We start from the raw sequence: 16,839 nt of genomic DNA, 5'->3' as shown, positions 1-16,839 counted from the left end.
AGTCTCCAGAAAGAATGGGCGCGGCAGGTGCCGAACCACACCCAGATCATGGCTTCCCGCCCCGCTTTTGGGCCGGGCAGTGAATGGAATGATCCACCTCGGGAACTACGCGGGCGAAGCCATACGGAGACGAAAAAAAGCCACCTCAAGGGTGGCTTCTTGTCATGGCGCCTTAGCGCGATATCAACGGCGAGCGCGCCAATACCGTACGTATTCGGCCACGCCCGTTTGCACATCGCGCATCGGCGCCTGAAAGCCGACCGCACGCAGTTGCGTGACGTCGGCCTGCGTATAGCTTTGATAGCGCCCTTTTAGGTCGTCGGGGAACGGGATATAGCGGATCAGGTCCAGTTCCACCAGTTGCGCCAAGGTCAAGTTGGCCTCTCCCCGTTCGGCGCGCAGCGTGTTCACGACCGCGGCGGCCACGTCATTGAACGGCTGAGCACGCCCCGTGCCGCAGTTGAAGATGCCGGACTGCTCGGGATGATCCAAAAAGTGCAGGTTGACCGCCACCACGTCTTCGACCGAGATGAAGTCGCGGCTTTGGCCACCATCCACATAGCCGTCCCAACCCGCGAACAGACGCACGTGGCCGTGCTCCAGGAACTGGTTCATGTTGTGGAACGCCACCGAGGCCATGCGGCCCTTGTGCTGTTCGTGCGGACCATAGACGTTGAAATAGCGCAGGCCCACGACCTGCGCCGTCAGGCTGTCCATGCGCTTGCGCAGCACCTGATCGAACAGCAGCTTGGAGTAGCCGTAGACGTTCAGCGGCCCTTCGTTGGCCGGGTCTTCCACATAGACCGACGACGCACCGTAGACGGCGGCGGACGAGGCATACAGGAACGGAATGCGGCGCGCCTGGCAGAACTCGAACAGTTCCAGCGTGACGCGGTAATTGTTGTCCATCATGTAGCGGCCGTTGCGCTCGGTCGTGTCCGAGCACGCGCCTTGATGCAGCACCGCGCGCACCTCGGGCAGGCTTCCATCAGCCACGCGGCGGCGGAAGTCGTCCTTGTCCATGTAGTCGGCGACCTGGCAATCGACCAAATTGACGAACTTGTCGCCCTCGGTCAAATCGTCAACCGCGATGATGTCATGGATGCCACGGCGGTTGAGCCCGCGCACCAGGTTGCTGCCGATGAAGCCCGCGGCTCCGGTTACGACGATCATGAGGATTCTCCTGCCAATTCCGCGGCGGTAACGACGGACGTGCCCAGCTTGCCCACGGCGATGCCGCCGGCCTTGTTAGCCCAGCCCATCGACTCGGCCCACGGCAAGCCGATGGCGCGTGAAACCGCCAAGGTGGCCAGCACCGTATCGCCTGCGCCGGACACATCGAACACTTCGTGCGCCTGCGCATCGATGTGGTCGCGTCCCGCATCGGTAAACAAAGTCATGCCCTGCTCGGAACGGGTCACAAGCAGTGCTTCGAGGTCAAGATTGGCGCGCAATCGTTGCGCGCGCTCGGTCAATTCGGCTTCGGAATTCCAGCGGCCCACGGCCTGCTGCATTTCCGCCCGGTTGGGGGTGACCAGCGTCGCGCCGCGATAGCGCGAATAGTCGTCGCCCTTGGGGTCCACCAGCACCGGAATGCCCGCATGGCGCGCCATGGCCACGAGCGATTCAACGCGCGTCAACACGCCCTTGGCGTAGTCGGACAGCACCACGACATCGTGATTGGCCAGGTGACGGGCCAGCGCGGCGTCCACGCTATCCAACGCGGCTTGTTCGGGATGCTGTTCGAAGTCCACGCGCAGCAATTGCTGCTGGCGGCCCAGCACGCGCATCTTCAGCGTGGTGTGCAGGGACGGGTCGGCAATCAGGTCGGTATGGATACCGGCCTCGGCGGATAGGCGGCGGATACTGTCGCCGGCTTCGTCCGCGCCCAGCACGCCCACCAGCGTCACCTGGCCACCCAACGCAGCGACGTTGCGCGCCACGTTGGCGGCGCCGCCCAAGCGGTCTTCACGGCGCGCAACGCGCACCACGGGCACGGGGGCTTCCGGCGAGATGCGTTCAACTTCACCGAACCAGTAGCGGTCCAGCATCACGTCGCCAACCACGAGGACGCGGCCTTGCGAAATGGCTTCGGCGGGGAAAGGCTTCATTCAAGTTCTTCCAGGCGGCGCGGCGCATAGGTCTCCCAGGCGTTGCAGCCGGGACATTGCCAGTAAAAACGACGCGCTTGAAAACCGCAACTGCGGCACGCATAGCGGTCCAGGCGTTGCGTATGCTTGTGAATCAGGCTGCGCAGCAGCGTCAGGTCGGCGCCGGGTACCGGCCCCTTTTCGGCGCCACCTTCCGGATTGGCCAGTTCGGCTTCCAACAGCCGGTCCAAGCCCAGCAGGGACGGATGACTGCGCAACGCACCGCGTGCAAACGCCCAGGCGACTTCCGACCCTTGCTGCGCGCGCAGTTCGCGGAACACGACATTAAAGAGATCCAACGAGGCGTGGCGCTGATATTGCTTCATCAGGAAATCCAGGCCCGCCTCGATCTGATTGGCAGCGCGATAGTTGGCCAGCAGTGGCTCGGCCACCAACCCCGCGAATTCGGGCGCGTCGGTCATTACCGATTCCAGGTAGAGCCGTTCGCGCTTCGGGTCCTGCTCCAGCGAGGCCAGGCGGGCGCGCAGCATGGCAGTGCGCACCATGGCGCCCTTGCCTACCGTGGCATCGGTAGTCGACAAGGCGTGGTCGGCGGCATCCAGCGCCTTGTGTGCGGCATCCACGTCCGCGGGCTTGGCCGACAGCGCGGTCTGCGCCTGTTCGCAGTAGTAGTGAACGATTTGCGGCACCGGCTCGTCGACCAGGCCCTGCAAGGTCTTGACCGCTTCGATCGCGCGCGGCCAGTCGTGCTCGGATTCAAAGATGCGGATCAGCGAACGCAGCGCAGGCAGCGCGTAGCGCGTGTCCTTCAACTGCTCGAAACCGCTTTCGGCGCGGTCCAGCATGCCAGCTTTAAGAAAGTCCTGCGCCAGTTCGTGCTGGGCGTGCTCGCGTTCGGCATCGGGCAGGTCGGAACGGCTGAGCAGGCTTTGGTGCACGCGGATGGCGCGCTCCATTTCACCGCGCCGCCGGAACAGGCTGCCCAGCGCGAAGTGCAGCTCTGTGGTTTCCGGGTCCAGCTTGGCGACTTCGACAAAGGCATCGATCGCGCGGTCCGGCTCTTCATTGAGCAGGAAATTCAGCCCCCGGAAATAGGAGTCGGGCAGGCTGCGGGTTTCCCGAAGCATCTGCCGGATATCGAAGCGCGCGGCCAGCCAGCCCAGCGCGAACAACACCGGCACGAAAATCAACCACCAAGGTTCAAAATCCACGGTTCGGGCTCATGCGGTAATTCAGTGCGATATGCGGGACGTGCGGTGATTGGCCCGCCATCAGAGCGGAGACATCGGTGCAACGGCTTCGGGCGGCACGACGGGCGTGGTGCCGTTGGCGGCGGCCTGGACGCGGTCCAGCTCGCGGCGCAAGCGCATGGCTTCGCGGCGGCGGCGCATGGCGGCAGGCACGGTCAACAACAGGCCGAACAAGGCGCCAGCCACGAATACGACCAGCATCACGACGATCAGCGGCACATCTTGCACGACGTAGTCCGCATAGAACTTCACGGCGACGGGATCGGTGTTCTTCAAGGCGAACATCAATACCGCAATAAACACGAGCAATCGCAGGGCCCAGACGAGATAGCGCATGACGCATGCTCCAGAGATTCAAGACTGTCAATTGTAAGCGACGTCTTAACAGTCGAAGGAAAAAAACAAAGCCCCTTGATTTCTCAAGGGGCCTGTTCTCGGTCCGATCTGCCCGTAGGCAGCCTTACTAGCCGATTCGTCAGTGCATGGCGTGCAAGCTTGCCATTGACGTCATCGGTTCACCCGATCCAGAGGACTGGGCGTCCTCATCGTTGCCGCCGACCAGGTCAACCCGCTCGCGCAATTCCTTGCCTGCCTTGAAATGCGGCACCTGTTTACCAGGCACCAGCACTTGTTCGCCAGACTTCGGATTGCGACCGATGCGGGGAGACCGCTGCGACAACGAGAAGCTGCCAAAGCCGCGGATCTCGATGCGCTGACCCGAGGCCAGGGCCTGGGTCATTGCATCCAGCACGGTCTTGACGGCGTAATCGGTGTCGCGGGCGGCCAGCTGAGGATAGCGGGCCGCCAAGGCGGCGATCAGCTCCGACTTGGTCACGAATTAACCGTCGTTGCGCTGTTGGTCCAGCTTGGCCTTCAGCAGCGCGCCGAGGTTGGTGGTGCCGGACGAAGCGCTGGCGTCGGACATGCGCTGGATCGTATCGGCGGTTTCGGCGTTGTCGCGAGCCTTGATCGACAGTTGGATCGAACGCGTCTTGCGGTCGATGTTGACGATCATGGCTTCGATGTTTTCGCCGGCGTTCAGCACGGTGGTGGCATCTTCAACGCGGCCCGAGGAGATCTCGGAAGCGCGCAGGTAGCCTTCAACGTCCACGGACAGCGTAACCACAGCGCCCTTGGCTTCGACGGACTTGATGGTGCCCGGAACAACCGCGCCCTTGTCAAACGTGGCGACGAAGTTGTTGAAGGGGTCGCCTTCCAGCTGCTTGATGCCCAGCGAGATGCGTTCCTTGTCGGTATCGATGCCCAGAACCACGGCTTCGATCTCGTCGCCCTTCTTGAAGTTGCGCACGGCTTCTTCGCCCGTTTCCGTCCACGACAGGTCGGACAGGTGAACCAGGCCGTCGATGCCGCCAGGCAGGCCGACGAACACGCCGAAGTCGGTGATCGACTTGATGGCGCCGCGGACCTTGTCGCCGCGCTTGAAGTTCGTAGCGAACTCTTCCCACGGGTTCTGACGGCACTGCTTCATGCCCAGCGAAATACGACGACGGTCTTCGTCGATTTCCAGGACCATGACTTCGACTTCTTCGCCCAGGGTAACAACCTTGCGCGGGTCGACGTTCTTGTTGGTCCAGTCCATTTCGGAGACGTGAACCAGGCCTTCGATGCCGGCTTCGACTTCAACGAACGCGCCGTAGTCGGTCAGGTTCGTGACCTTACCGAACAGGCGGGTGCCTTGCGGGTAGCGGCGAGCCAGGCCCACCCACGGATCTTCGCCCAGTTGCTTGACGCCCAGCGAGACGCGGCTCTTTTCCTGGTCGAACTTGAGGACCTTGGCTTCGACTTCTTGACCCACTTGCAGGACTTCGGACGGGTGACGCACGCGACGCCATGCCATGTCGGTGATGTGCAGCAGGCCGTCGATGCCGCCCAGGTCAACGAACGCGCCGTAGTCGGTGATGTTCTTGACCACGCCCTTGACCACAGCACCTTCGTGCAGGGTTTCGAGCAGCTTTTGACGCTCTTCGCCCATGCTGGCTTCCAGCACCTGGCGACGCGACAGCACAACGTTGTTGCGCTTGCGGTCGAGCTTGATGACCTTGAATTCGAGGGTCTTGCCTTCGTACGGGGTGGTGTCCTTGACCGGACGCAGGTCCACCAGCGAACCCGGCAGGAACGCGCGGATGCCGTTGGTCATGACGGTCAGGCCGCCCTTCACCTTGCCGGTGATGGTGCCGGTAACCAGTTCGCCGTTTTCCAGGGCCTTTTCCAGCTGCAGCCAGGCCGACAGGCGCTTGGCGCGGTCACGCGACAGGATGGTGTCGCCGTAGCCGTTTTCCAGGGAATCGATGGCCACCGAGACGAAATCGCCGGGTTGCACTTCGAGCTCGCCCTGGTCATTCAGGAACTCTTCCAGGGGGATCAGCGCTTCGGACTTCAGGCCGGCGTTGACGACGACGAAATTATGGTCGACGCGCACGACTTCGGCGCTGATGACCTCGCCGGACTTCATGTCCTGGCTCTTGAGGCTTTGTGCGAAAAGGTCGGCGAAACTTTCGCCGCCGGTGGCGGTAGTGGAAACGGAAGACATGGGGTTGAAATCCATTGGGCCGAAATGGCCGTTAAGAACACACCGCAGCGGATTGCCCGCCACAGTGGAGTCAAAATACCTGCCTGCCGGTTTGCCCTGCGGGGTGGCCCGTGGGGGTTGCGCCTGGCTAGGACAGGGCCTAATCAAGTAAAAAATCTTGGCCTGGATGTTTTGGCTTGGCTACATTGGCTGAAATTCACCAATGCCAGGGCGGGTTTCAGTCCACCGGGCTTAGCCCACTGGGTTTAACAACCCACCCTTGCCTTTCTCTTGCTGCCAAAAATCCAGTATTGCCTGCACCGTTTCAGCAATCGTCAAATTAGACGAATCCAGTACGTGTGCGTCTGCTGCGGGAGCCAGCGGCGCCGTGGCGCGTTCGGTATCGCGGGCGTCTCGCTCGCGCATGTCTCGCAGAAGGTCGTCTAGATTAGCAGAAATTCCCTTTTCGATCAACTGCTTACGCCGCCTCTCCGCCCGAGCCACCACGTCGGCGACCAAGAACACCTTCAGGGACGCGTCGGGAAAGACCACCGTGCCCATATCTCGGCCGTCCGCAACTAGCCCCGGGGGCAGCCGGAAGGCACGCTGGCGCTCTAGCAAAGCACGGCGCACGCCGGGGAATGCCGCCACGCGGGAAGCAAAATTACCCACTTCCTCGCGGCGAATGTCATGCCCGACATCCACCCCCGCCAGGTAGACGTGCGGGCCGTCGAATTGAACATCCAGGGTTTCCGCCACGCGCGCGACGCCGGCCTCGTCGTCGGCGGCCACACCCTGCTTGAGGGCGGCCAAGGCGGTCAGGCGGTACAGCGCGCCACTATCCAGAACCGCCCAGCCCAGCGCCTTGGCGACGCGATGCGCCACCGTGCCCTTGCCGGACGCGGTGGGGCCATCGATGGTGATGACGGCGGCGGGGGAATCTGTCGATGAAATCAAAGTCATGTGGAAAGTGCGCTAGGCCGAGACCAGGCTTGCGTAAACATCAAAATAACCCGGGAACGTCTTGCTGACGCAACCGGGATCCATAATCCGGACGGCCGCCGGCCCAAACGCCGCCAATGAAAAGCACATTGCCATGCGGTGGTCATCCCAGGTGCCGATTTGCGCGTCGCGCCAGGCATCCGGCGACGGCGGGATGACGCGTAGCCAATCCGGCCCCGACTCCACCTGGGCGCCAAGCTTTTCAAGCTCGGTCTGCATGGCGTGGATGCGGTCGGTTTCCTTCACGCGCCAACTGCCAATGTTGCGCAACAGGCACGGGCCGTCGGCATATAGCGCCAGCGCGGCGGCGGTCATGGCCGCGTCCGGGATCAGATTGAAATCCGTGTCGAAGGCTTTCAAGCGCGCACCGTCGGCCACACGCACGCCGGAAACCTCGATCCAGTCGGGTCCGTACGCCACATTTGCGCCCATCTGCGCCAGCGTGTCGGCAAACGCGACGTCGCCCTGAATGCTGTCGGCGCCCACGCCCGTTACCCGCAAGGGGCCGCCACCAATCGCGCCAAGTGCCAAGAAGTAAGACGCTGTGGAGGCATCGCCTTCCACCGCGATCTGGCCCGGGCTGCGGTAGCCCGCGCCGCCATCGATCACAAAACGGGTCCAGCCATCGCGCCGCACCTGCACGCCGAAGCGTGCCATCAGGTTCAGCGTGATCTCGATATAGGGCTTGGAGATCAGCTCGCCGACCACTTCAATCGTTACCGGCTTACCGCTACGGCCTGCCTGCAAGGGCGCCGCCAGCAGCAAGGCGGTCAAGAACTGGCTGGACACCGAACCCTGCACGCGCGCCACCGCATCATCCGAGATCTGGCCCTGGCCAATGTGCAGCGGCGGATAACCCGGCTGACCCAGGTAATCAATACTGGCGCCCAGTGCATTCAAGGCGTCAGCAAGATCGCCGATGGGCCGTTCGTGCATGCGCGGCACGCCCGACAGGCGGTAGTCGCCACCCATGAGCGCCAGCGCGGCCGTCAGCGGGCGTATCGCCGTGCCGGCGTTGCCCATGAAAAGGTCGGCGCTTTCAACCGGAAAACGCCGCACGCCCTGGACCGTCACGCAACCGGCATCCAATTCAGACACCTGCACGCCCAATTGGCGCAAGGCGCCCAGCATGACGCGCGTATCGTCGGAGTCCAGCAGGCCGGTAATGGTGGTGGTGCCCTCGGCAATCGCCGACAACAGCAGCACGCGATTGGAAATGCTCTTGGACCCCGGCAAGGCCATCACGCCCTGCGCCTGCCGCACGCGCGGCAGGTCCAGATAAGGCAAAGCGCCCATGTCAGCTACTCCTTCTGCCAGTTGCGGCGCGCTTGGGCCGCCGTATCCAGCAATGCCAGCAACGCCGCGTCATCGCCGTCGGCAATGGCGCGTTCGGCGCGATCCAGCACGGCGCGCACGTCGGCAAGCTCGGCCAGCATCGCATCGCGATTGGATAAAAAGATATCGCGCCACATCTCCGGCGAACCCGCCGCAATGCGCGTGAAATCACGAAAACCGCTACCCGCGAGGTCAAGCCGGGTGCGGGCGTCAGCGGCCGTGGCCACCTGCTCCATATACACCGACGACAGCAGGTGCGGCAGATGGCTGACCGACGCCAGCACACGGTCGTGCGCGCCCGCATCCATATCGATCACGCTTGAACCGCAGGCCTGCCACGCGCGGCGCACCAGGCTGATGGACGCGGCGCTGTTCTCGGCAAGCGGCGTCAGGATGACGGTGCGACCGGCGTAGAGCTTGGCATCAGCCGCCTCGGGGCCCGTGCGCTCTGCGCCTGCGATCGGATGACCTGGCACGAAGCATCCGACCCGCTCGCCCAGCGCCTCACGCGCGGCATCGACGACTTCGGCCTTGGTGCTGCCCGCGTCGGTCACTACGGTGCCCGCGCCCAGATGCGGCAGCATCCGCGACAACACGTTCTTCAAGCCACCAACCGGTGTGGACAGCAGGACAAGATCAGCCCGCGCCGCCGCGTCTTCCGCGCTGACGGCTTCGTCGATCAGGCCCAGTTCGACCGCCCGCGCCAGCGACGATGCGCTGCGCCCGCCACCCAGCACTCGGCCGACCTGACCCGCCCGACGCAACGCCGCGGCGAACGACCCGCCGATGAGGCCAACGCCCACCACGGCCAATACAGGAATCAGGGGGCCAGCGGCCCCCTGATCGGTAGAAGGTAACGCGTCGTTCATGTGGCCAGAATGTCGGTCAGGGCATCAATAAAGCGGGCGTTCTCTTCGGGCAGGCCGATCGACACACGCAACCATTCCGGCAAACCATCGCCCGCGACGGGGCGCACGATCACGCCGCGCTTGAGCAATTCCAGATTGATGCGGGGCGCATCGCCCACATGCACCAGCACAAAATTGCCATAGCTGGGCACGTAGCGAAGCGCCAGGCGGTCAAACGCGGCGCACAGTTGCGCCTTGCCCGACTTGTTCGACGCATAGGCTTCTTCCAGATAGGCGGTGTCGCCCAACGCGGCAATCGCGGCGGCTTGCGCCAGCGTGTTGACGTTGAACGGCTGACGCACACGGTTCAGCAAGTCAGTCAGCGGCGGCTGCGACACCGAGAAGCCCACGCGCAGCCCCGCCAGCCCGTATGCCTTGGAGAACGTGCGCGAGATGATCAGGTTCGGGAAACGACGCGCCAGGGCGGTGCTGTCGAAACGGTGTTCCGGATCCAGGTATTCGTTGTAGGCCTCGTCCAGCACGACGGTGACGCGGTCGCCGTGGGCGGCATGCACACGCTCCAGGAACGACGTGACCTTGTCGCCCGACACAAAGGTGCCCGTGGGATTGTTAGGGTTGGCAATGAAAAGCAGGCGCGTATCGTCGGCAATGGCCTCGAACATCGCATCCAGATCATGGCCATAGTCCTTGGCCGGCACCACGATGTGGCGCGCGCCGCGCGCTTGCGTGGCCAAGCGGTAGACCGCGAACGAATGCTGCGCGTACACGGCCGACGAACCCGGCTCCAGCAAGGCCAGCGCCGCGATCTCCAGGATATCGTTCGAGCCGTTGCCCAACGTGATCCAGTTCATCGGCACGCCGTAACGTTCGGCCAGCGCCGCCTTCAGGTCAAAACCATTGGGGTCCGGATAACGGGCCAGGGACTCGGCCGCGGCCAGCATGGCTGCGCGCGCCGACTTGGGCATGCCCAGCGGGTTTTCGTTGGAGGCCAGCTTGACGATGCCGGCCGGGTCCAGCCCGAATTCACGGGCCAGTTCTTCAATGGGTTTGCCCGCCTGATACGGCGCGATGGCGCTGACGTGCGCGGGGGCAACGAGGGGCTTGGATGCGGTGGTCATGGTGTGAACTCACGGCGCCGGGTAGGAACCCAGCACCTTCAGGTAGGCAACCTGCGCCTGCAACGTGGCAAGGGCGCGCTCAACGTTCGGATCATTACGGTGACCCAGGACGTCTACGTAGAAATAGTATTCCCACTGGCCGGTGCGCGCGGGACGCGACTCAAAGCGCGTCATCGACACGCCGTTGGCCGCCAGCGGCGCCAGCATTTCGTACACGGCGCCCGCGCGGTTCGGCACGGCCAGGATCAGGCTCGTCTTGTCCTTGCCACTGACCAGCGGCTGGATGTTGCCGATGGCCAGGAAGCGGGTGCGATTGTGCGGATCGTCCTGAATGCCGGACGCAATCACCTGAAGATTCCAGGCGGGCGCGGCCACTTCGCCGGCGATTGCGGCAATGGTGGGGGCCCCCGCCGCGGCGCGCGCCGCTTCGGAATTGCTGGACGCCGCGACGCGGTCCACATCAGGATAGTTGCGCGTCAGCCAGCCCTGGCACTGAGCCAGCGCCTGCGGATGCGCCGAGATGGTCTTGATGCCCTCCATGCCGCCCGATTGCGACATCAGGCAATGGCGGATCACCAGCGAGCGCTCGCCCAGAATTGTCAGCGGCGTGTTCAGCAGCAGGTCCAGGCTGCGGTTGACCGCGCCTTCGGTGGAATTTTCCACCGGCACCATGCCCACATCCGCCTGACCGGCCTCGACCGCGCGAAACACTTCATCGAACGATACGCACGGCAGCTTCTGCACGGCGTGGCCGAAATGTTCCAGCGCCGCCTGCTCGGAGAACGAGCCTTGCGGGCCAAGGTAGGCAACGGTCATGCCGCGCTCCAACCCACGGCAGGCCGAGATGATCTCGGTCCAGACCGAGGCCACGCCCGCATTCGGGAAGGGGCCGGGGTTGATCTGCTGCAAACGGCGGATGACCTCGGCTTCGCGCTCGGGGCGCAACACCGGGCCATCGGCCTGCGCGGCATGCTTGGCTTCGCCCACTTCCAGGGCGGCGCTCGCGCGCTGCGACAAAAGATCGAGGATTTGCGCGTCCAACGCATCAATGCGTTCGCGCAAGGGGCGCAGCTTGCGCTGCAGATCGTCATCCATAGCGGCGCTCGAATTCCTTCAGGTACTCGACCAGCGCCGACACCCCGGCAAGGGGCACGGCGTTGTAAATGGACGCGCGCATGCCGCCCACGCTCTTGTGCCCTTTCAACTGGGTCAAACCCGCCGCATCGGCGCCTTGAAGGAAGGCGTCGTTCAGCGATTCGTCACGCAGTACGAACGGCACGTTCATGCGCGAACGCACGGGCGCATGAATGGGATTGCGATAGAAATTGCTGCTGTCCAGGTAGCCGTACAGCAAGTCGGCCTTGGCCTTGTTGGCGGCTTCCATGCCCGCCACGCCGCCATTGGCCTTGACCCACTTGAACACCAGGCCCGCGACGTAAATCGCGAAGGTGGGCGGCGTGTTGTAGCGCGAATGTTCAGCGGCCACGTTGGCGTAATCGAACGCCGACGGGCAGATCGGCAAGGCGTGGCCGATCAGGTCGCGGCGGGCGATGACCATGGTCACGCCTGCCGGCCCGGCGTTTTTCTGCGCGCCGGCATACACCATGCCGCAACGCGTCACGTCCATCGGACGCGACAGGAAATGCGACGACGCATCAACCACCAGCGGCACGTCCGGCGCGCCCAGCGCGGCGGTGTCGGGCCAGTCCATGAACTCGACGCCACCAATGGTTTCGTTGCTGCACAGGTGCAGGTAGGCCGATTCCTTGCGCACGTTCCAGGTGTCGACCGGCGGCACCCAGGTCAGCGGCGCCTGCTCGCGGCCATCCAGCTGGATGGCCTGTTCGCTGCTTGCCGCCACGTGGGTGCTGCCATAGCGGCCAGCTTCCTTGTACGAACGCTTGGACCAATGGCCCGTCACGACGAAGTCGGCGGCCGGCGTACCGCGGCGCCCCATGAGATTCATGGGAACGATGGCGTTTTCCCCGGAACCGCCGCCTTGCATGAACATGACTGCGTAATCGGCGGGCAAGCCCAAAAGATCGCGCAGATCGGATTCCGCTTCGTCGCAGATCTGCACGAAGTGCTTGCCGCGATGAGACATTTCCATCACCGACATGCCACTGCCATGCCAATCCAGCATCTCAGCTGCTGCTTGCTGCAATACCACCTCGGGCAAGGCCGAGGGGCCTGCCGAGAAGTTCCAGGGGCGGGCCATTATTGCTCCGTAGGTTCCGTCGAATCCGTCGAGTCCGCTGCGCCGTTGCTGTCGTCGCCGCCTTCCGTCGCGCCGCCTTCAGCCTGGACGTCTTCGTCCAGTTCGCCGTCGTCGTCCGCATCGCTTTCCACAACACGACGCACGCCGGACAGCGTGCTGCCGTCATCAACGTTGATCAGCGTGACGCCTTGGGTCGCGCGGCCCATTTCGCGGATTTCCGCGACTCGGGTACGCACCAGAACGCCGCCGGTGGTGATCAGCATGATTTCGTCGGTCGGGTTGACCAGCACCGCGCCCACGACCTTGCCGTTACGCGAGGTAGTCTGGATGGCGATCATGCCCTTCGTGCCACGGCCATGGCGCGTGTATTCACCGATGGGCGTGCGCTTGCCGTAACCGTTTTCGGTGGCGGTCAGCACGGTCTGCGTTTCGTCACCGGCAACCAGCAGCGCGATGACGGTCTGCGTTTCTTCCAGCATCATGCCGCGCACGCCGCGGGCGTTTCGGCCCATCGGACGCACGTCGTTTTCGTCAAAGCGCACGGCCTTGCCGGAATCCGAGAACAGCATGACATCGTGCTTGCCGTCGGTAAGGTCGGCGCCGATCAGGTAGTCGCCATCGTCAAGGTCGACGGCGATGATGCCGGCCTTGCGCGGATTGGAGAAGTCGGACAGCGGGGTCTTCTTGACCGTGCCGCGCGACGTCGCCATGAAGACGTAGTGATCTTCGCTGAATTCCTTGACCGGCAGCACCACGGTGATCTTCTCGCCATCAGCCAGCGGGAACATGTTGACGATGGGTTTGCCACGCGAGTTGCGCGTGCCTTGCGGCACTTCCCAGACCTTGAGCCAGTACACGCGGCCACGGTTCGAGAAGCACAGCAGGTAGTCGTGCGTGTTGGCGATGAACAACTGGTCGATCCAGTCGTGTTCCTTCATCGCCGTGGCCTGCTTGCCGCGTCCGCCGCGCTTTTGCGAGCGGTATTCGGACAGCGGCTGGCTCTTGATGTAGCCGCCGTGCGACAGGGTCACGACCATGTCGGTCGGCGTGATCAGGTCTTCAGTGTCGAGCTCGGTGGCGTTCAGTTCGATTTCCGAACGGCGCGAGTCCTTCGTGTTCGTGGAGAACTCGGCCTTGATGGCCTGGAGTTCGTCACTGATGATGGCCGTGATGCGCTCGGGGCGAGCCAGGATGTCGAGCAGGTCGGCAATGGTGGACATGATGTCCTTGTATTCGCCAACGATCTTGTCCTGCTCCAGCCCGGTCAGGCGTTGCAGGCGCATGTTCAGGATTTCCTGAGCCTGCGTATCGCTCAAGCGGTACATGCCGTCGGCCTGCAAGCCGAATTCGGTGCCCAGGTCGTCCGGACGGAAGGCAGCGCGGCCTCCCGGCGTATCACCGTCGGCGCGCGAAAGCATGTCGCGCACCAGCGACGAATCCCACGACTTCGCCATCAATTCCTGGCGCGCGACGGGAGGCGTCGGCGCGGCCTTGATGATGGTGATGAAATCATCGATGTTGGCCAGCGCAACGGCCAGGCCTTCCAGCACGTGGCCGCGTTCGCGGGCCTTGCGCAGTTGGAACACCGTGCGGCGCGTGACCACTTCGCGGCGATGCTGCAGGAAGTAATCGATCATCTGCTTCAGGTTGAGCAGGCGGGGCTGGCCATCGACCAACGCCACCAGGTTCATCCCGAAGGTGTCTTGCAACTGCGTATTCTTGTACAGGTTGTTCAGCACAACCTCTGGCACCTCACCGCGCTTGAGCTCGATGACCAGGCGCATGCCGTCCTTGTCGGACTCGTCGCGAATATCGGAGATACCTTCGATCTTCTTGTCGTTGACGAGCTCGGCAATGCGTTCCTGCAGCGTCTTCTTGTTGACCTGGTAGGGAATGGCGTCGATGACGATGGCTTGGCGGTTGCCCTTTTCCATGTCTTCGAAGTGCGTCTTGGCGCGCATGATGACGCGGCCACGACCCGTGCGATAGCCTTCGCGCACGCCGGACATGCCATAGATGATGCCGCCCGTGGGGAAGTCCGGCGCCGGGATGATCTCGATGAGTTCATCGACCGTGCAGGCCGGATTGCGCAGGCAGTACAGGCAGCCGTCGACCACTTCCTGGAGGTTGTGCGGCGGAATGTTGGTGGCCATGCCCACGGCAATACCCGAGCTGCCGTTGACCAGCAGGTTGGGCAGGCGCGACGGCAACAGCAGCGGTTCTTGTTCGCTGCCGTCGTAGTTGGGGCCGAAGTCCACCGTTTCCTGGTCGATGTCGGCCAGCAATTCGTGGGCGATCTTCGCCAGGCGGATTTCGGTGTAACGCATCGCCGCGGCGTTGTCGCCGTCGATGGAGCCGAAGTTGCCCTGACCATCGACAAGCATATAGCGCATGGAGAAATCCTGCGCCATGCGGACAATGGTGTCATAAACGGACTGGTCACCGTGGGGGTGGTACTTACCGATAACGTCCCCGACGATACGCGCTGACTTCTTGTAAGCGCGGTTCCAGTCGTTGTTAAGCTCATGCATCGCGTAGAGCACGCGCCGGTGGACGGGTTTGAGCCCGTCCCGCACATCCGGTAGCGCCCGCCCAACGATCACGCTCATCGCGTAATCGAGGTAACTGCGGCGCATCTCTTCTTCCAGCGAAACCGGAAGCGTCTCCTTGGCAAAGGAATCCATATATATAACGACAGAATCGTGTAAGGAGGAACCCGGGCCGGGTAAACAGGAAATTCTATCATTCGATTCCGTTCCCGTTTGCCGGGGTTGCCGCAGGAGCCCGCCAGGCGTTCGCCCCGCCCATCGCTCAAGCCGCCTCGTTGGCCGCCCGATGGCGCCCCACGGCCCTGTTGTCAAAAACCAACATGGAAAACCGAACGAGCGCCGAAAACGTCGTATCCAGCATTAATGCGGCTCTCCAGGGAAGCCAAAGGCCCCCAAATGCCTTAAGATTGTTTCCAGCACGCAGGAAACCCAGTAGCTAATACTTTGAACCAGCTCTTGGCGTTGCTATACTGGCCCCGTTTTCCTGATATGCGGCGGGGGTTCGCTGCGAGTCACTTATCCAGCTTCAAGCTCAACGAGGAGAAACATGAACAAACCCTCCAAATTCGCTCTGGCGCTCGCCTTCGCCGCCGTCACGGCCTCTGGTGTAGCTTCCGCGCAAACCGTGGACAACTGGCGCAACCCGTTCGGTGACGTTTGGAAAAACGGTACGAACGAACTGTGCTGGCGCGATGCTTTCTGGACCCCTGCCACCGGTATCCCCGGTTGCGACGGTGTCCCGGTTGCACAACAGAAGGCGAAGCCGGCCCCGATGGCGGCAAAGGTCGTGTTCAATGCTGACACGTTCTTCGACTTCGACAAGTCGACCCTGAAGCCCGAAGGCCGTCAATTGCTGGACCAAGTCGCCCAGCAAGCTCGCGGTATCGAGCTGGAAACCATCATTGCTGTTGGCCACACCGACTCGATCGGCACGGAAGCCTACAACCAGAAGCTGTCCGAGCGCCGCGCCGCTTCGGTCAAGACCTACCTGGTCAGCAAGGGCATCGACCCGAACCGTATCTACACGGAAGGCAAGGGTGAGCTGAACCCGATCGCTTCCAACAAGACGAAAGAGGGCCGTGCCCAAAACCGTCGCGTTGAAATCGAAATCGTGGGTAGCCGCAAGTAATTGCCGGACTAGCTACAATAAGGGGCCTCGCATAGCGAGGCCCTTTTTTTCGTCCGCTGCGCACCAATATGGTGCCCCGGCGCGTGGCCTGTCCGGCAGCGCACGGCGGGCCCCTCTATATATATAGCGTCGCCTTTCGCTGGACCTTCCCATGACCACGCAAATTCACGACTCCGACCGCCCTGCCGTCAATGCTGATCAGGCTGAACTCGACAAGTTCAGTGCCTTGGCCAGCCGTTGGTGGGATCCCGAAAGCGAGTTCAAGCCGCTGCACGCCATCAATCCGCTGCGGTTGGAATGGATTCAGGAATGCGCGGGCAGCCTTGCCGGCAAAAAGGTGCTGGATGTCGGCTGCGGCGGCGGCATCCTGTCTGAGGCGATGGCGCGCGGCGGCGCGGACGTAACCGGTATCGACCTGGCGGACAAATCTCTCAAGGTGGCTCGCCTGCATGGCCTGGAGTCGGGCGTGAAAGTGGAATACCGCAAAGTGCCCGTGGAAGAACTGGCTACCGAACAGCCCGGCCAGTACGACGTGGTCACTTGCATGGAAATGCTGGAACACGTGCCCGATCCGGCGTCCATCGTGCGTGCCTGCTCCACCCTGGTGAAACCGGGGGGCTGGGTGTTCTTTTCCACCCTGAACCGCAACGCCAAGGCATTCCTGTTTGCCATCATTGGCGCGGAATACGTCCTGCGGCTGCTGCCCCGCGGCACCCACAGCTATGACC

General features: G+C 63.1%; 15 protein-coding genes. 2 read left to right on the top strand and 13 right to left on the bottom strand.

Going from position 1 to position 16,839, the window contains the following annotated elements:
- Positions 1-183: 183 nt before the first annotated feature.
- The 13 genes from rfaD to gyrA form a co-directional block, all read right to left on the bottom strand.
- Complete coding sequence (rfaD, locus tag ACE04A_RS02950; RefSeq protein WP_100857188.1) at positions 184-1,173, bottom strand: ADP-glyceromanno-heptose 6-epimerase; 990 nt, start codon at positions 1,171-1,173, stop codon at positions 184-186.
- Positions 1,170-2,111 carry a D-glycero-beta-D-manno-heptose-7-phosphate kinase gene (rfaE1, locus tag ACE04A_RS02945; RefSeq protein ID WP_259251760.1) on the bottom strand — a complete coding sequence of 314 codons (942 nt, stop codon included), beginning with the start codon at positions 2,109-2,111 and terminating at the stop codon, positions 1,170-1,172. The genes rfaD and rfaE1 overlap by 4 nt, the downstream gene beginning before the upstream one ends.
- Positions 2,108-3,322, bottom strand: coding sequence for a lipopolysaccharide assembly protein LapB (gene lapB, locus ACE04A_RS02940; RefSeq protein WP_259251761.1), 1,215 nt, complete (start codon positions 3,320-3,322; stop codon positions 2,108-2,110). Before lapB ends, rfaE1 begins: the two co-directional genes overlap by 4 nt.
- 60 nt (positions 3,323-3,382) lie before the next feature.
- Entirely contained in the window at positions 3,383-3,697 is a 315-nt protein-coding gene (locus ACE04A_RS02935; protein ID WP_046802729.1) for a LapA family protein, read from the bottom strand.
- A gap of 139 nt (positions 3,698-3,836) precedes the next feature.
- Entirely contained in the window at positions 3,837-4,196 is a 360-nt protein-coding gene (locus ACE04A_RS02930; RefSeq protein ID WP_046802728.1) for an integration host factor subunit beta, read from the bottom strand.
- A gap of 3 nt (positions 4,197-4,199) precedes the next feature.
- The gene (gene rpsA / locus ACE04A_RS02925; protein WP_006225145.1) at positions 4,200-5,912 is read right to left on the bottom strand and encodes a 30S ribosomal protein S1; all 1,713 of its coding nucleotides are present in this window, start codon (positions 5,910-5,912) and stop codon (positions 4,200-4,202) included.
- Positions 5,913-6,143: 231 nt separating this feature from the next.
- Complete coding sequence (cmk, locus tag ACE04A_RS02920) at positions 6,144-6,854, bottom strand: (d)CMP kinase (protein WP_279996672.1); 711 nt, start codon at positions 6,852-6,854, stop codon at positions 6,144-6,146.
- A gap of 12 nt (positions 6,855-6,866) precedes the next feature.
- Positions 6,867-8,189: a 3-phosphoshikimate 1-carboxyvinyltransferase gene (gene aroA, locus ACE04A_RS02915; RefSeq protein ID WP_259251765.1), complete on the bottom strand. Its 1,323-nt coding sequence runs from the start codon at positions 8,187-8,189 to the stop codon at positions 6,867-6,869.
- A 5-nt stretch (positions 8,190-8,194) separates the two neighbouring features.
- The gene (locus ACE04A_RS02910) at positions 8,195-9,097 is read right to left on the bottom strand and encodes a prephenate dehydrogenase (protein WP_485819849.1); all 903 of its coding nucleotides are present in this window, start codon (positions 9,095-9,097) and stop codon (positions 8,195-8,197) included.
- A complete protein-coding gene (gene hisC, locus ACE04A_RS02905) occupies positions 9,094-10,215 on the bottom strand; it encodes a histidinol-phosphate transaminase (RefSeq protein WP_100857195.1) in 1,122 nt (373 codons plus the stop codon). The genes ACE04A_RS02910 and hisC overlap by 4 nt, the downstream gene beginning before the upstream one ends.
- A 9-nt stretch (positions 10,216-10,224) precedes the next feature.
- Complete coding sequence (pheA, locus tag ACE04A_RS02900; protein ID WP_485819848.1) at positions 10,225-11,310, bottom strand: prephenate dehydratase; 1,086 nt, start codon at positions 11,308-11,310, stop codon at positions 10,225-10,227.
- On the bottom strand, positions 11,303-12,433 hold the full coding sequence (gene serC, locus ACE04A_RS02895) for a 3-phosphoserine/phosphohydroxythreonine transaminase (RefSeq protein ID WP_259251769.1): 1,131 nt from the start codon (positions 12,431-12,433) through the stop codon (positions 11,303-11,305). Before serC ends, pheA begins: the two co-directional genes overlap by 8 nt.
- A complete protein-coding gene (gene gyrA, locus ACE04A_RS02890; protein WP_485819847.1) occupies positions 12,433-15,117 on the bottom strand; it encodes a DNA gyrase subunit A in 2,685 nt (894 codons plus the stop codon). Before gyrA ends, serC begins: the two co-directional genes overlap by 1 nt.
- A 412-nt stretch (positions 15,118-15,529) precedes the next feature.
- On the opposite strand from gyrA, the gene ompA reads away from it, so the two are divergent.
- On the top strand, positions 15,530-16,111 hold the full coding sequence (gene ompA / locus ACE04A_RS02885) for an outer membrane protein OmpA (protein WP_050447851.1): 582 nt from the start codon (positions 15,530-15,532) through the stop codon (positions 16,109-16,111).
- Between the two features lie 151 nt (positions 16,112-16,262).
- A partial coding sequence (gene ubiG / locus ACE04A_RS02880) for a bifunctional 2-polyprenyl-6-hydroxyphenol methylase/3-demethylubiquinol 3-O-methyltransferase UbiG (RefSeq protein ID WP_485819846.1) occupies positions 16,263-16,839 on the top strand: 577 nt, incomplete at its 3' end.

Source organism: Achromobacter colocynthidis (genome assembly GCF_057334535.1).
The sequence above is the reverse complement of the archived record's forward strand: the minus strand, read 5'-3'. Positions and strand labels throughout refer to the sequence as shown.

Excerpts from the sequence above, each read along its gene's own strand:
- rfaD (WP_100857188.1), bottom strand. The coding sequence starts at position 1,173 with ATGATCGTCGTAACCGGAGCCGCGGGCTTCATCGGCAGCAACCTGGTG.
- rfaE1 (WP_259251760.1), bottom strand. The coding sequence starts at position 2,111 with ATGAAGCCTTTCCCCGCCGAAGCCATTTCGCAAGGCCGCGTCCTCGTG.
- ACE04A_RS02935 (WP_046802729.1), bottom strand. The coding sequence starts at position 3,697 with ATGCGCTATCTCGTCTGGGCCCTGCGATTGCTCGTGTTTATTGCGGTA.
- rpsA (WP_006225145.1), bottom strand. The coding sequence starts at position 5,912 with ATGTCTTCCGTTTCCACTACCGCCACCGGCGGCGAAAGTTTCGCCGAC.
- cmk (WP_279996672.1), bottom strand. The coding sequence starts at position 6,854 with ATGACTTTGATTTCATCGACAGATTCCCCCGCCGCCGTCATCACCATC.
- aroA (WP_259251765.1), bottom strand. The coding sequence starts at position 8,189 with ATGGGCGCTTTGCCTTATCTGGACCTGCCGCGCGTGCGGCAGGCGCAG.
- ACE04A_RS02910 (WP_485819849.1), bottom strand. The coding sequence starts at position 9,097 with ATGAACGACGCGTTACCTTCTACCGATCAGGGGGCCGCTGGCCCCCTG.
- hisC (WP_100857195.1), bottom strand. The coding sequence starts at position 10,215 with ATGACCACCGCATCCAAGCCCCTCGTTGCCCCCGCGCACGTCAGCGCC.
- pheA (WP_485819848.1), bottom strand. The coding sequence starts at position 11,310 with ATGGATGACGATCTGCAGCGCAAGCTGCGCCCCTTGCGCGAACGCATT.
- serC (WP_259251769.1), bottom strand. The coding sequence starts at position 12,433 with ATGGCCCGCCCCTGGAACTTCTCGGCAGGCCCCTCGGCCTTGCCCGAG.
- gyrA (WP_485819847.1), bottom strand. The coding sequence starts at position 15,117 with ATGGATTCCTTTGCCAAGGAGACGCTTCCGGTTTCGCTGGAAGAAGAG.
- ompA (WP_050447851.1), top strand. The coding sequence starts at position 15,530 with ATGAACAAACCCTCCAAATTCGCTCTGGCGCTCGCCTTCGCCGCCGTC.